We start from the raw sequence: 12,100 nt of genomic DNA on the forward strand, positions 1-12,100 counted from the left end.
TTCATCGACTATCCTCCGCCAGCTTTAACTGGCGCTCTAAGCGTCCGGCGAACTCACCTTCCGAACTCCAGCATTAAGGGCGATGGTGTCCGCGTATTTTTAAGCGGACGCGATCACCCTTATCGCCAGGATTTCCATGCGCCAACGAAGCTCTTATCCCAAACCATTCAAAGCCCAGGTCGTTCAGGAATGCCTGCAACCTGGCGCAACCGTGTCCAGTGTCGCCATCAGCCACGGCATCAATGCCAACGTCATCCGCAAATGGCTGCCGCTCTATCGAGATCAGCCCGCAGCGGCTTCACTACCGGCTTTCGTCCCGCTAAAAGCCCCACCTAAACGGTCAGTCGAAACGTCAGTGATCATCGAGTTGCCCGTGGCCGGGCAAGTGATTACGGTGAAATGGCCAGCCTCGGATCCCGAGGGTTGTGCGCAATTTATTCGGGCTGTCGCTCAATGATCCGCATCGATGCCATCTGGCTGGCCACCGAGCCGATGGACATGCGCGCTGGCACCGAGACGGCATTAGCCCGGGTGATTGCGGTGTTCGGTGCGGCGAAGCCGCACTGCGCTTATCTGTTCGCCAATCGCCGGGCTAATCGAATGAAAGTGCTGGTGCACGATGGCGTCGGCGTCTGGCTCGCAGCGAGACGACTGAACCAAGGCAAGTTCCATTGGCCCGGCATTCGCCACGGCGGCGAGGTCGAACTCGACAGCGAACAACTCCAGGCATTGGTGCTGGGCCTGCCGTGGCAGCGCGTCGGTGCAGGCGGTGTGATTAGCGTGCTGTAAACGCCGGCCATTTGGCCGGTCTGCTTGTCGTCGCCCCGTGCCTGCTCTGGCACAATTGGCGGCATGACTTTCTCGCCCAGCCTCGACCAGATGACCCCGGAACAGCTTCGTGCCTTGGCGGCACAGGCGTTGCAGTTGCAGTCCCAGGTCGAGGCGATGAGCAGGAAGATTCAGAACGATGAAATCCTCATCGAACAGTTCATGTTCGAAATCGCCCTGCTCAAACGGCACAAGTTCGCCAAGCGCAGCGAACAAATCAGCCCGGCGCAAAGCAGCTTGCTGGATGACCTGCTCGACACCGACCTTGAGGCTATCGAGGCCGAGCTGAAACAGCTTCTTCCCGCTGCGCCACAGGTCGAACCACGGCAATCGCCGAAACGTGCGCCATTGCCGCCACAGTTTCCACGCACGGTGATTCGTCACGAACCCGAAAACACCCAGTGCGCCTGTGGCTGTCAACTTCAACGCATCGGCGAAGACGTCAGCGAGAAGCTGGATTACACGCCGGGCGTGTTTACCGTCGAGCAACATGTGCGGGGCAAATGGGCCTGTCGCCAGTGCGAAACCCTGATCCAGGCGCCGGTGCCGGCGCAGGTTATCGACAAAGGTATACCGACCGCAGGCCTACTGGCCCACGTGATGGTGGCCAAGTTTGCCGATCACTTGCCGCTGTACCGGCAGGAGAAAATCTTTGGTCGCGCCGGACTGGCAATTGCGCGCTCGACCTTGGCGCAATGGGTCGGAGAAACTGGCGTGAGACTTCAACCGCTAGTTGATGCTCTGCGTGAGGCGGTGTTGAACCAGCGTGTGATTCACGCCGATGAAACACCGGTGCAAATGCTTGCGCCAGGCGAGAAGAAAACCCACCGGGCCTACGTCTGGGCCTACAGCACGACGCCGTTTTCGGCGCTCAACGCGGTGGTTTACGACTTCAGCCCAAGCCGTGCCGGACAACATGCACGCAACTTCCTGGGCGACTGGAACGGTAAGCTGGTTTGCGATGACTTCGCTGGCTACAAGGCCGGATTTGAGCAAGGCATCACTGAAATCGGCTGCATGGCTCACGCCCGTCGCAAGTTTTTCGATCTGCACGTGGCGAACAAAAGTCAGCTGGCCGAACAAGCGCTGCACTCGATCAGCGGCTTGTACGAAGTCGAACGCCAAGCGCGGGAAATGAGTGATGAAGATCGGTGGCGAATACGTCAGGAACTGGCGGTACCGATCCTCAAAAAACTGCATGACTGGATGTTGGCCCAGCGCGACCTGGTGCCCAACGGATCAGCCACGGCCAAAGCCCTCGACTACAGCCTGAAACGCTGGGTAGCGCTGACGCGCTACCTGGACGATGGAGCTGTGCCGATCGACAACAATCAAGTCGAGAACCAGATACGGCCCTGGGCACTCGGGCGCTCGAACTGGCTGTTTGCCGGGTCGCTACGCAGTGGTAAACGGGCTGCGGCAATCATGAGCCTGATCCAGTCGGCGCGTATGAATGGGCATGATCCGTATGCCTATCTCAAAGATGTGCTGACTCGGTTGCCAACACAGAGGGCCAGTGAGATCGGGCAGCTGCTGCCACATCAGTGGGTGCCTGCCTAACTTACGCAAGGTGAGTTGGGCGGACGCTTACGGTTGAGGTCGCGGACCGGACTCGCATCGGTGGGGTGGCCTATGAGTAATGCAGGTCTGTGGTTGCTGGGTGCCGCCGCCAGCATGGGCTTGGCGACCAGTTGGTTGGCGTTGTCCCTGCCGGCGCACTGGCGCCAGGTGTTCAGCGCCGACGAGGTTGCGCCGGACTATCTACGCAGCCTGGGCTGGCTGGCGCTGATGGTATCGGCTGTGTGCTGCTTCAAGGCTGACCATCCGTCGATGGCGGTGCTGGTCTGGCTCACCCTGTTGCCGGTCGCCGCCGTAGCAACGGCCATAACGCTGAGCTACCGGCTGGGGCTGCTGCGCCTGTTTTGCCCGTTATTTCTGCGCACTCGATAAGAGTGCGCGGCTTCTGTATCTGCAACATTGTGGTTGATCCGATCGTACTGCTCACCTCAAACCGGGCGAGCTTGTTCACACTGGATACGCCGACCATCCCATGTCACCTCGTTGTGGGATGCTTGCAGGATCGAGCGACGCGAACTCTTACCAACGTATTTGCGCTCTAGCGTCGGCAACAGTTGGCTGACCTCGGTTCGTTTCCGGCTAACACCCGCCCCCAACGTTTAAAGGCGCTAGACGCGATGCAGGTCGAGCCGAACGACATTCTGGCAGGAACTGTGTTGAAGTCGCAATCCGGGTTGTACCGTCCGCTTCTGGCCGTTTGCGGAAGCTAGAGGTATTTAGCCCGACAGTAGGATCACTGTTACGGTGAAAAGTGTTCGTAGGCGTCAGAGCGTCCCTTGGGCAGATCTGCCTGCTGGAGCACCCGCCGCAATCGGGAAAGAATGTTCCGTTCAATACCCTGTTCCCTGCGGCAAAATGGCCGACATCACACCTTACCATTCAGAACGGCGGTACCGAACACTTCCCATATCAAGAGCAGATGGTCGGCGTGTCGCTATCTCAGGCGCCCTCGAAGGGTTAGACATCGCATGTGCACAGGCCCTCCGGAACAGCATGGAACGCCTGCCGAAGGTCCCTTGGGGAGTAGCCTTGCCGGATCAGTGGAGGCGTGACTCTTCAAGGCTTGCGTCACGCTAAGCACGTGTCATCGATGTTTGTTGCGATGGGCGAGGTCTATCACTCGAATTCATGCAGTGGCTATTCGCGACTGAATTCATGCTCGCTGTTGATTGCGAGCAAGAAAGCCCGCGCGCCGGGCAGCAGAGCAACTGGCGACGTTGCGATCAAATGCTTTTTGGGATCGGTTGCCGATTCGATTCCATGTCGAACCTACTCAAGTCTCAGGCAACCCTTCAAGCTCGTGATTTCTCGATGGATTTTTTTCAGTAAGTCTTCGGGTTTTAGTTCGGGTGTTTGCCTTTGATAAGCCAGGAACAGAAGCGTTAGGGGATGAATGCCAATGATCTCAGCAATCTGCTCAACCTTTTCAATCGATGGTTTCCATTTGCCGCGCTCGATCGCACTGATATAGCTCTGACTAGGCCCAAGCCCTTCCTGAGGCATATCCTTCGAAATACGTAGATTCCTGATCACCAAACCAAGCGCTTCATTCAGTTCCATTTGCTGTCTCGCAAAAGGAACGATGAAGCCTTTTTAGTGCTTCTGGAGCTATGCTATATACAGCTTAAAAGAGGGTGTGCTGATGTTTATTACGTACAAGCGCGCTGAAATCATGTATCCAGCGCTGTTTGGAGACGACTCCCAGATGTGGCGATTCGTCGAGCTCGATGATCATCGCCCTTGGTTTTACGTGATGATTAACCGCCGCCAGAAGGCAGCCGCATGGAGGACGATGCTCTTGATTCCAACGGAGGATGAGTTCGAGCAGATGCTAGTGAAACGCGCTGAAGGAACACTGATTGAGGCAGTTCAGGTGGTGTTGCCATCGCGGCTGAATGGATCCGGTAATTGGACGATGGAGATGCTCATAGAGCTCGTTAGGGTCTATGATCAGGACGAGCGAGTCATGGGTTACGACTTTAAGACGGCCTCGGGCCATACCTACTCTCAAAGAGACTGCCGCCACACCTTGGCTGCAGCAAAGCAACAAATTTACTGCTCTTCGATGCGTCTTGTTTGAAGGAGGGGTCGCTGACTGGAGCAAGCCTTGAAGGAGTGCTAAAGACGCCCACGTCAGCGCCATGGCATCAGTGGCGCGCATCGCGCACATGCAATTTGCTAGTTCGTCCAGAACGGATAGCTTGGATCGTCTGTCGCCGATCAGCACTGCCCCAAGTGCGGTCTTATCTGCGCCGCAAATGCTGCACAAAATGGCGTCCGCCATTAACTCGATCTGCCGACCGTACAACAGGCCATGCCGAAAGGTACGCATGGCGAGATAGGGCGGGATCCGGGCTCATTGTGGTCCGCCTGTGCCAGGCGTTGGCGACGCCTGACCGTACAGGCGGTTACCGGAGTGATGCTGGCGGGTCGCAGGCTCGCTGCAGCAAGCTGATTCACTGGACCCAAAGGAGCCTCTCAATGAAAATCACAGCGGCGGAACAGTTCGAATGCGTCAGTGACGTCCTTTGTGATGTTTGCGGCGATAGTACGCGTGTTGAAGGATATGGGTTGCAATTTGGGACCCTTCAGGGCAGTTGGGGATTCGGCTCGGTTCATGATGGTGAGCGTTATGAGGTCCATCTCTGCGAACCCTTTTTTTCAGAACAATGGCCGACCTGAAGAGCGCGCGGATGGTGAATACCATGTTCATCGACGTCGACGAAGACTTAGGCAATTTCGGACGGGTCGCTCGCGATGATTTTTTTCAATGACGGAGGCAGCTTGGCTTGATAGGTAACTCCAGCTGGACCAACATTTGCCGAGTCTCGGGTATGCAGGTGATGGCGGGGTGAAAAGCTTGGATTTAGCTGTTTATCGGCCCATTCCCGCTGTTCGCTATTCCTATTAACGCGGGTGCATATGGACCCCGTCTGCAATCCGTACTCCCCTGGCGCTGGTACGCCTCCACCTGAGCTGGCAGGTCGCGATCAACTGCGCGAGCGGGTCCGTCAGTCGATCGGGGGAATTCGCGTGGGCCGACCTGCCAAAAGCGTAATCCTGGTTGGGGTGCGGGGTGTCGGCAAAACAGTACTGTTGAACCAGATGCTGCGAGATGCCGAAGCCTCGGGCAATCTCGCCGTCTACGTTGAGTCATCCGAGTATCGCTCTCTGCCAGCGATACTCGCGCCACAGCTCCGTCTCGCCTTGCTGCGGCTGAGCTGTATCGTACCTGCCAAGAACGCAGCGATAACTGGACTGCGAGCCTTAGCCGGTTTTGCCAAGGCTTTGGAGCCGAAGTTCAGCGATCTCAAGGTCGGTATTGACTACGAAGCCGAGGCAGCTCTGGCGGGCAAAGGTGATCTCGAGGAGGAATTTACAACCCTGCTGACTAAACTCGGTGAAGCCGCCAAAGCAGCTCACACCGTCCTTGTTATTTTCGTGGATGAGCTGCAAAACGTAGCAGAAGAACAGCTCGCCGCGCTTATCGCAGCGCTGCATCGCGTCTCGCGATTGATCTTGCCGGTTGCCCTCGTCGGTGCAGGCCTCCCACAACTCCGACACCCTGCTGGACATGTGAAAAACCACGCGAAGCGCCTCTTCGACTACCTAGAGGTCGGTTCGCTGGAGCCACACCAGACGCGTCTGGCCTTTGTAAAACCAGCGGAGGCCGAGGGCGTGACTGTAGACTCAGAAGCGGCCGACATGGTTGCTCACCTCACACGCGGCTACCCTTATTTCATTCAAGAGTGGGGCAGTCATGTCTGGGACGCAGGGCAGAATAACCACATCACGCTTGCAGACGTCCAGAAGGCGTCCGGGCACGTTATTGCTGCTCTGGACGAAGGTTTTTTTAGGGTAAGACTCGACCGAATGACCGTGGCAGAACACATTTATTTGCGCGCCATGGCTTCGCTTGGGGAGGGGCCTCATCGTTCGGGCGACATTGCGGCATCCCTGGGCCGTACAAGCCGATCTCTCACCTCAATTCGCAACTCCCTGATTAGCAAAGGGATGATCTGGTCGCCGCCCCACAACGGCGCCGCTTTTACCGCGCCGCTGTTCGATCTGTACATGTGCCGGATCATGCCCGGTGACAGCTGGCGGTCTAGCCTTCCAAGGGCTGACGGCATTTTTTGTCCACCTGAAGAGGGCTCAGATGCTTAGAAGCGAATGCACTCATCTTGCTACGGCTACGATGGTTTGTTCACATCAAGGCTGCTGTCACATCGACTCGAATTTGCACGTACGCTGTGGAGTGCTGAGCGGCTAAGTCGAGGCTTCACTGTGTGCGTCAAAAATGGGATCGACTTACCTGTGATCGGGGCGTAGGGTCGCTCATGGATATCTTTTCTACGGGCAGCATCGACATCAGGCTGGCAGGAGCAGAGAACAGAGCATGAGCGAACTCAGTGATGATGAAATAGACCGACTAGAGGCAATGATTCCTAAGCTGGCCGCCGTCGCCACTAATGCTGCGTATCTGCGTGCGGTTGCCGCAGGGCATTCACTGATAATGGCGAAGGATGGCGTGCTCGTACAAATTCATCCTGACGGTTCGGAAAAAAAGCTTCGCGACTTGTGCAGCAAGCACAGGGTCGAGTCTGGTAAGACTTTCAGTGTGGGTATTTGAAGCGCACCTGCCGACCAGGCGTATTCATAAGGCGAGCGCAGGCCACAGCGACTGGTAAGCACTTGACTATCTTGCCCCTGCGACGGAGCCTTCGCTGTCTAGCGCAGGGCCGCCAGCTGTTTGCTTAACTACCCGAGTAGACGAAGCATGCTGAGATGCTGGCTGCTTGGGCGTCGCCATGCGGTCATGTATTGGTTACACCCGGAGTTGCGAGTGCCCAGCTGGGGTTGCGCATCAATTCCGCTACCGTGCAATGGACTCATAACCAGGAGCTCCACCTCTCAATAGGACACGCGTGCGCGGCATTTTCCGACGCGGTGCGTCGACCGCTAGTCAGGCTGGTTGGTTGGGCCTGATGGGGCGGGCAGGGGTTGAAGCAACATCGAGGCGCGGCTGCTCAGCAGCACTCCGGCTTGGAAGTAGCCCATAACGGTTTCGACACTGCGATGTTCAGTCATGGCCATCACTTCACCCAATGGGGCCCCCTGGCGACCCGCTTCCGTTACAAAGCCCGAGCGTAAGCTGTGCGCGGCCCAGTCGCCGTCGAGGCCAGCCAATTTGGCGCGGCGCTGAACGATCCGTGCTACCTGATCAGACGATAGTCCGAACGGGCTGACTTTGCCGCCCTTGTAGAGGCGCCGAAAAAGCGGACCGGTATCGGCGGGCGCGGCGATGAGCCAAGCCGTCAACGCGTGTGCAGCGCGACCCAGCAGAGGTTTTTCGCGACGGGATCCCGTGGTGTCTGTTTTGGTGACGCCCAGCGTATAGAGCCAAGTGTCTTCATCCAGTTTGCGCACATCGTCGACCTGCAGGCCGGTCACCTCGGATCGACGACGCCCGCCGCCACTCCACGCCATCAGGAGGAGGGCGCTATCACGAGTACCGCGAATGCCATCCGTACAGGTCGCCAACATGGCCTCCAGAGCCTCCACCACAGCTGCCGTCTTTTTGCGGACAACTACCCCCTGGCGCGCCTGGGCTTTTCGCGCATCTCGCAGCAGCGTTTTCACTGCCAGTGCTTCAGTTGGGCTTTCCCAGTTGTTGAAGCGATGCCACCTGCCCAGTGCCGAAAGCCGATGACATACCGTGTTGTAGCTCAGAGGTCCCGGCTTTGCCTTCACACGTGCCGCGACTAACGCGGCATCGATGGTCGGCGGTAGCAGATAGGTCCATGCACCATTTGCCAGTGGGCGCGCCAGGTGATCCACCACGAACTGAATGACTACAGTCGACTGTACAGGCGCATCGCCCATCGCAACGCCGTAGCGCAGGTGCAGCCAAGCCGACCAGTAGGCGAGGGCGCTGCGATAGCTCCGTACCGTGTTTTCGGCGGTGCCGCTGGCAACAAAGCCTGCGGCCGCCTCCTGAGCCTTCAACGCCAATCTACTGGGGTCTAGGGTGGGCTCGTCGATCAACGGCATCTGATCAGTAATATATGATACGTCCAACGTATTATATTTCCACTATCCAATAAATAAGGTCGGATAATCTTTAATTATCCAAGGTGAGGCGATTTTTTCGTCGTTTGGCAGTCGCTCACCAGTACATCAAGGGGATGTGCGTCGATGAGCCACGAGATCGAGCGGTACCTGCAGGCCGGTACCCGCCCCAACACCCGGCGCAGCTACCGGCAAGCGCTCGAGCACTTCGAGGTCGCCTGGGGCGGCTTTCTGCCGGCGACCAGCGATGCCATCGTGCGTTACTTGGTCGATCACGCCGCCACGTTGTCCAGCAACACCCTCAAGCTGCGCCTGGCGGCCTTGGCGCAGTGGCATGTCAGCCAGGGCTTCCCGGATCCGACCAAGACCCCGCTGGTTCGTCAGATCCTCAAGGGCATTCGTACCTTGCACCCGAAGCCGGAGAAGCAGGCCGAACCGCTGCAGCTGCGCGAACTGGAGCAGTGCGTGGCGTGGCTGGAGCGGGCGGGCGAGAAAGCACTGGACGAGGGCGACCTGCCGCAGCTGTTGCGCTGCTGGCGTAATCGCGCATTGCTGCTGATCGGCTTCTGGCGCGCCTTTCGCAGCGACGAACTGTGCCGCCTGCAGGTCGAGCACATCCAGGTACGGCCGGGGGAGGGCATGCAGCTGTTCCTGCCGTGGAGCAAGGGCGACCGTGACAACCAGGGACAGACCTACAGTGCGCCGGCGCTGGCCCGCCTCTGCCCGGTGCAGGCCTACAACGACTGGATCTGTGTCGCCGGCATCGCCCGCGGTCCGGTGTTCCGCGGCATTGACCGCTGGGGTCACCTGCGCGAGCAGGGCCTGCACCCGCACAGCGTCATCCCGCTGCTGCGGGCGGTACTGAAAGCGGCCGGATTGCCCGCCGAGTTGTATAGCAGCCACTCCCTACGCCGTGGCTTTGCCACCTGGGCCACGCGCAGTGGCTGGGACCAGAAGGCGTTGATGGGCTATGTCGGTTGGCGCGATGCCAAGTCGGTACTGCTCTATGTGGACAGCACCGGCTTTTTCCCCGGGCAACTGCGGCCGATGGTGCCAGGCCTGGAGGCGGAGGCTTTGTCGAGTTTGCCTCGTCCAATTGCACTGCCGGGCAGTTGACCGCCTCAAGCCATTCAGCACTTCCGGTGATGGCTGCTTTGTTTCCGCGGAGCAATTACACCCAATGCTGGGCTTTGGCCTTGATGTGGCTGGTGTTATTGATACGTATCGAAAGGGCGACGGTAAACCATGAGAGTTCGCCATCAGATGATTGCTCAATTACAGACAGGAATGTTCAGCTTGCGTCGGCATAACATGATGCCACCAGCGACATAGACTCCAGTCATCTGTCAGTCCACCTGACACCGCCAGTCATGAGAGGTTAGAGCAGGCCAATAGTGCTCTGCTGCAAAGAGGATTATCTAAAGTTCGATGCTAGTGTGGCTGTAATCAGTCTCATCGCTGGACATAATTCAGAAGCAATTTTTTTCGCTTTCGGTGTTGCCACAATACCCCTGCCCGAACGAGTAAAGAGCGGATCATTAAATTTGTCACGTAGCTTGACCAGCGAATTGCTTACGGCTGGCTGTGTTACGCCAAGACTCTTGGCTGCTAACGTTATACTTTGTTCCTTGTAAATACACATAAAAACCACCAATAAATTGAGATCGATGGATGCAAATGTGTCCTCGCGAATAGTCATGGCAGAGCTCTCAAATCCCCTTTACAGCATCGCTTTCAATGTTTTCACCAGCATTTCGATGGTGTATTCGCAGCGTTTGAAAAAAATGGATCGGGCCGAGCTTTTGGCAAGTAATCAATCCTGTGCGATGCAGCGTGCGCAAGTGATCGGACACGGTCGATTGGGCCAACTTGCACTTGCGCTCAATCTGGCCGGCACACACACCGAGCAGGAATGCATGTTCCTGCTGCGGAAAGTGTTTCTCTGGGTCACGGAGCCACTCAAGGATCAACCGGCGCTGGGGGCTGGCTAACGCTTTAAGAAGTAGATCCACTTCCGTAAGTTTACTGCGGGAGTTCACCATCAAGGTCGCTCAGGCGATGTTCAATACAGGCTTCAGCCACTGAATGAAATCTTCCACTTCTTCATTGGTGATTTCGTGGCCCATGTCGTACAGGTATGTTTCATGATGCACGTTCAGTTGGTGCAACCAGGCATCCGCTTTTTGTGCCCAAGACACGGGGAGCTTGTTATCACCATAGCCATGAGCAATAAACGCCGATAGCGAACTCAATGCTTGAGCGCTGGCAATGTGTGGTGCCAGCTCAGGGAGAATTCTGCCGCTGAACAAGCCAAAGCCTAGCACGCAATGAGGGGCGCTAAGCCCGACGCTTGCACTGAGAATACCGCCCTGGCTAAAGCCAGCTATCACTGTAGGCATTTGTGGTAAGGCAGTTACAAGCTCCACTAGTTTCTGGCGGCTGGTTTCCGCTTGCTCTTCAACGATCACCGGGCCTTCGTTGGTGAAATTTACCTGAAACCAGGCAAAGCCCTCAGCTGCGATTTGCAGGCGGCTGCGTACCAGCAATATTTCAATTCCTTCTGGGATAAAGCCGGAAAGGCCTGCCAGATTGGTTTCATTACCGCCTACACCATGCAATAGCAGGAGACGTGCACGAGGGGCAGCAGCACGGATTACCCGACGATAGACAAGGCCGGATTGCGGTTCTTGCTGCAGTTCTGAAATGGCTAGTGGCAGGTTCATGCTTGAGTAATCTCCTGAGTGGCGGTTGGGCTTTTGAACAGGTAGCTGTCCATAGCCAGTACGCCGTCGGCGACACCGCCCTCTAGCACATCCACGGCGTAGTGCTCGCCTGCGGCACCGAGCGCCAGAAATAGCGGCAACAAATGTTCTTCACTGGGGTGCGCACGCTCGGCCTCCGGGGCATTGCGGCGGTAGGCGAGCAGCGCTGGCAGGTCACCGGCTTGCAGGGCGTCACGGATCCAGTCGGAAAAACGCGCTACGTACTCAGCCGGGTCGCCGTAGTTGCTACGGAACTCATAAAGGTTATGGGTCAGACTGCCGGAGCCAATGATCAGCACGCCCTGATCGCGCAGCGGCTTGAGTGCCTGGCCAAGCTGCCAGGCACCCAATGGATTGAGCGGGTGGGGCATGGACACTTGGACCACCGGGATATCCGCAGTGGGCAATAGGTGCAGCAACGGCACCCAGGCGCCGTGGTCCAGGCCTCGATTCGATTCGGTAGTTGCGGCAATCCCATTGCGGGAAAGCAGGTTGCAGATTTGCTCGGCCAATGCAGGATTGCCGGTTGCAGGGTATTGCAGGCGATACAGTGCTTGCGGAAAGCCTCCGAAGTCGTGAATGGTTTCCGGCGCCTTGCTGCTGCCTACACGCACGCTCCCACGGGTCATCCAGTGAGGAGAGACGATTACGATGGCGCTAGGCCGTGGCAGCGCTCGGCCTAGCTCAGCCAGGCGTGCCCCGGCCTGGCCGGGTTCGATGGCAAAGGTTGGTGCTCCGTGGGACACGAACAACACTGGATAGGCCAGACTCATGGTTGAAATCCTGCTTAGATATTGGGGCCGCAGCAGCAAGAGGTGGACTGATCGGCGTTGCAAAGCGTGTGCGCCGCTCACTGACCT

The 12,100-nt window shown here is 57.5% G+C and carries 14 protein-coding genes and 1 pseudogene; 10 read left to right on the forward strand and 5 right to left on the reverse strand.

What is annotated here, in order from left to right:
- Nucleotides 1-136: 136 nt before the first annotated feature.
- The 4 genes from H096_RS33745 to H096_RS29950 all read left to right on the forward strand — a co-directional run bounded on the left by H096_RS33745 (nucleotide 137) and on the right by H096_RS29950 (nucleotide 2,778).
- Nucleotides 137-457, forward strand: a complete 321-nt coding sequence (locus H096_RS33745; RefSeq protein ID WP_071576116.1) for a transposase — start codon at nucleotides 137-139, stop codon at nucleotides 455-457.
- Complete coding sequence (gene tnpB / locus H096_RS34675; protein ID WP_033902865.1) at nucleotides 454-789, forward strand: IS66 family insertion sequence element accessory protein TnpB; 336 nt, start codon at nucleotides 454-456, stop codon at nucleotides 787-789. Before H096_RS33745 ends, tnpB begins: the two co-directional genes overlap by 4 nt.
- 63 nt (nucleotides 790-852) lie before the next feature.
- Nucleotides 853-2,388, forward strand: coding sequence for an IS66 family transposase (locus H096_RS29945; protein WP_033902866.1), 1,536 nt, complete (start codon nucleotides 853-855; stop codon nucleotides 2,386-2,388).
- A 72-nt stretch (nucleotides 2,389-2,460) separates the two neighbouring features.
- A complete protein-coding gene (locus H096_RS29950) occupies nucleotides 2,461-2,778 on the forward strand; it encodes a DUF3325 family protein (RefSeq protein ID WP_024075430.1) in 318 nt (105 codons plus the stop codon).
- An 897-nt stretch (nucleotides 2,779-3,675) separates the two neighbouring features.
- Here the strand turns inward: H096_RS29950 and H096_RS29955 are convergent.
- Nucleotides 3,676-3,966 carry a helix-turn-helix transcriptional regulator gene (locus tag H096_RS29955; RefSeq protein WP_023628984.1) on the reverse strand — a complete coding sequence of 97 codons (291 nt, stop codon included), beginning with the start codon at nucleotides 3,964-3,966 and terminating at the stop codon, nucleotides 3,676-3,678.
- Between the two features lie 82 nt (nucleotides 3,967-4,048).
- Here H096_RS29955 and H096_RS34315 point away from each other — a divergent pair, with 82 nt between their 5' ends.
- The 4 genes and pseudogenes from H096_RS34315 to H096_RS29975 all read left to right on the forward strand — a co-directional run bounded on the left by H096_RS34315 (nucleotide 4,049) and on the right by H096_RS29975 (nucleotide 7,039).
- Nucleotides 4,049-4,486 carry a hypothetical protein gene (locus tag H096_RS34315; RefSeq protein WP_023628983.1) on the forward strand — a complete coding sequence of 146 codons (438 nt, stop codon included), beginning with the start codon at nucleotides 4,049-4,051 and terminating at the stop codon, nucleotides 4,484-4,486.
- A 401-nt stretch (nucleotides 4,487-4,887) separates the two neighbouring features.
- Nucleotides 4,888-5,180, forward strand: a pseudogene (locus H096_RS29965) (hypothetical protein).
- 148 nt (nucleotides 5,181-5,328) lie between these two features.
- Nucleotides 5,329-6,573 (forward strand): ATP-binding protein, encoded by a 1,245-nt coding sequence (locus tag H096_RS29970; protein WP_023628980.1) that lies wholly within the window; start codon nucleotides 5,329-5,331, stop codon nucleotides 6,571-6,573.
- A gap of 232 nt (nucleotides 6,574-6,805) precedes the next feature.
- Nucleotides 6,806-7,039 carry a hypothetical protein gene (locus tag H096_RS29975; protein ID WP_023048074.1) on the forward strand — a complete coding sequence of 78 codons (234 nt, stop codon included), beginning with the start codon at nucleotides 6,806-6,808 and terminating at the stop codon, nucleotides 7,037-7,039.
- A gap of 329 nt (nucleotides 7,040-7,368) precedes the next feature.
- Here the strand turns inward: H096_RS29975 and H096_RS29980 are convergent, their stop codons facing one another.
- On the reverse strand, nucleotides 7,369-8,487 hold the full coding sequence (locus H096_RS29980) for a site-specific integrase (protein ID WP_028688847.1): 1,119 nt from the start codon (nucleotides 8,485-8,487) through the stop codon (nucleotides 7,369-7,371).
- A gap of 117 nt (nucleotides 8,488-8,604) precedes the next feature.
- Between H096_RS29980 and H096_RS29985 the strand changes: the two genes are divergently transcribed.
- The gene (locus H096_RS29985; RefSeq protein ID WP_023628979.1) at nucleotides 8,605-9,594 is read left to right on the forward strand and encodes a tyrosine-type recombinase/integrase; all 990 of its coding nucleotides are present in this window, start codon (nucleotides 8,605-8,607) and stop codon (nucleotides 9,592-9,594) included.
- Nucleotides 9,595-9,892: 298 nt separating this feature from the next.
- On the opposite strand, the gene H096_RS33750 is transcribed toward H096_RS29985, so the two are convergent.
- Complete coding sequence (locus H096_RS33750; RefSeq protein ID WP_071576115.1) at nucleotides 9,893-10,177, reverse strand: LysR family transcriptional regulator; 285 nt, start codon at nucleotides 10,175-10,177, stop codon at nucleotides 9,893-9,895.
- Between H096_RS33750 and H096_RS34835 the strand changes: the two genes are divergently transcribed.
- Nucleotides 10,176-10,469: a hypothetical protein gene (locus H096_RS34835; RefSeq protein WP_023628978.1), complete on the forward strand. Its 294-nt coding sequence runs from the start codon at nucleotides 10,176-10,178 to the stop codon at nucleotides 10,467-10,469. The two genes, H096_RS33750 and H096_RS34835, sit on opposite strands and share 2 nt — an antisense overlap.
- A gap of 60 nt (nucleotides 10,470-10,529) precedes the next feature.
- Here H096_RS34835 and H096_RS29995 read toward each other — a convergent pair whose 3' ends face one another.
- Together H096_RS29995 and H096_RS30000 are read right to left on the reverse strand one after the other, a co-directional pair.
- Entirely contained in the window at nucleotides 10,530-11,201 is a 672-nt protein-coding gene (locus H096_RS29995; RefSeq protein WP_023048077.1) for a hypothetical protein, read from the reverse strand.
- Nucleotides 11,198-12,013 carry a class III extradiol ring-cleavage dioxygenase gene (locus H096_RS30000; RefSeq protein ID WP_023048078.1) on the reverse strand — a complete coding sequence of 272 codons (816 nt, stop codon included), beginning with the start codon at nucleotides 12,011-12,013 and terminating at the stop codon, nucleotides 11,198-11,200. Before H096_RS30000 ends, H096_RS29995 begins: the two co-directional genes overlap by 4 nt.
- Between the last annotated feature and the right edge of the window lie 87 nt (nucleotides 12,014-12,100).

The sequence above is a fragment of the Pseudomonas sp. FH1 genome (assembly GCF_000510895.2).
GTDB lineage: Bacteria > Pseudomonadota > Gammaproteobacteria > Pseudomonadales > Pseudomonadaceae > Aquipseudomonas > Aquipseudomonas azotoformans_A.

Coding starts and splice junctions, on each gene's coding strand:
- H096_RS33745 (WP_071576116.1), top strand. CDS start 137: ATGCGCCAACGAAGCTCTTATCCCAAACCATTCAAAGCCCAGGTCGTT.
- tnpB (WP_033902865.1), top strand. CDS start 454: ATGATCCGCATCGATGCCATCTGGCTGGCCACCGAGCCGATGGACATG.
- H096_RS29945 (WP_033902866.1), top strand. CDS start 853: ATGACTTTCTCGCCCAGCCTCGACCAGATGACCCCGGAACAGCTTCGT.
- H096_RS29950 (WP_024075430.1), top strand. CDS start 2,461: ATGAGTAATGCAGGTCTGTGGTTGCTGGGTGCCGCCGCCAGCATGGGC.
- H096_RS29955 (WP_023628984.1), bottom strand. CDS start 3,966: ATGGAACTGAATGAAGCGCTTGGTTTGGTGATCAGGAATCTACGTATT.
- H096_RS34315 (WP_023628983.1), top strand. CDS start 4,049: ATGTTTATTACGTACAAGCGCGCTGAAATCATGTATCCAGCGCTGTTT.
- H096_RS29970 (WP_023628980.1), top strand. CDS start 5,329: ATGGACCCCGTCTGCAATCCGTACTCCCCTGGCGCTGGTACGCCTCCA.
- H096_RS29975 (WP_023048074.1), top strand. CDS start 6,806: ATGAGCGAACTCAGTGATGATGAAATAGACCGACTAGAGGCAATGATT.
- H096_RS29985 (WP_023628979.1), top strand. CDS start 8,605: ATGAGCCACGAGATCGAGCGGTACCTGCAGGCCGGTACCCGCCCCAAC.
- H096_RS34835 (WP_023628978.1), top strand. CDS start 10,176: ATGGCAGAGCTCTCAAATCCCCTTTACAGCATCGCTTTCAATGTTTTC.
- H096_RS33750 (WP_071576115.1), bottom strand. CDS start 10,177: ATGACTATTCGCGAGGACACATTTGCATCCATCGATCTCAATTTATTG.
- H096_RS29995 (WP_023048077.1), bottom strand. CDS start 11,201: ATGAACCTGCCACTAGCCATTTCAGAACTGCAGCAAGAACCGCAATCC.
- H096_RS30000 (WP_023048078.1), bottom strand. CDS start 12,013: ATGAGTCTGGCCTATCCAGTGTTGTTCGTGTCCCACGGAGCACCAACC.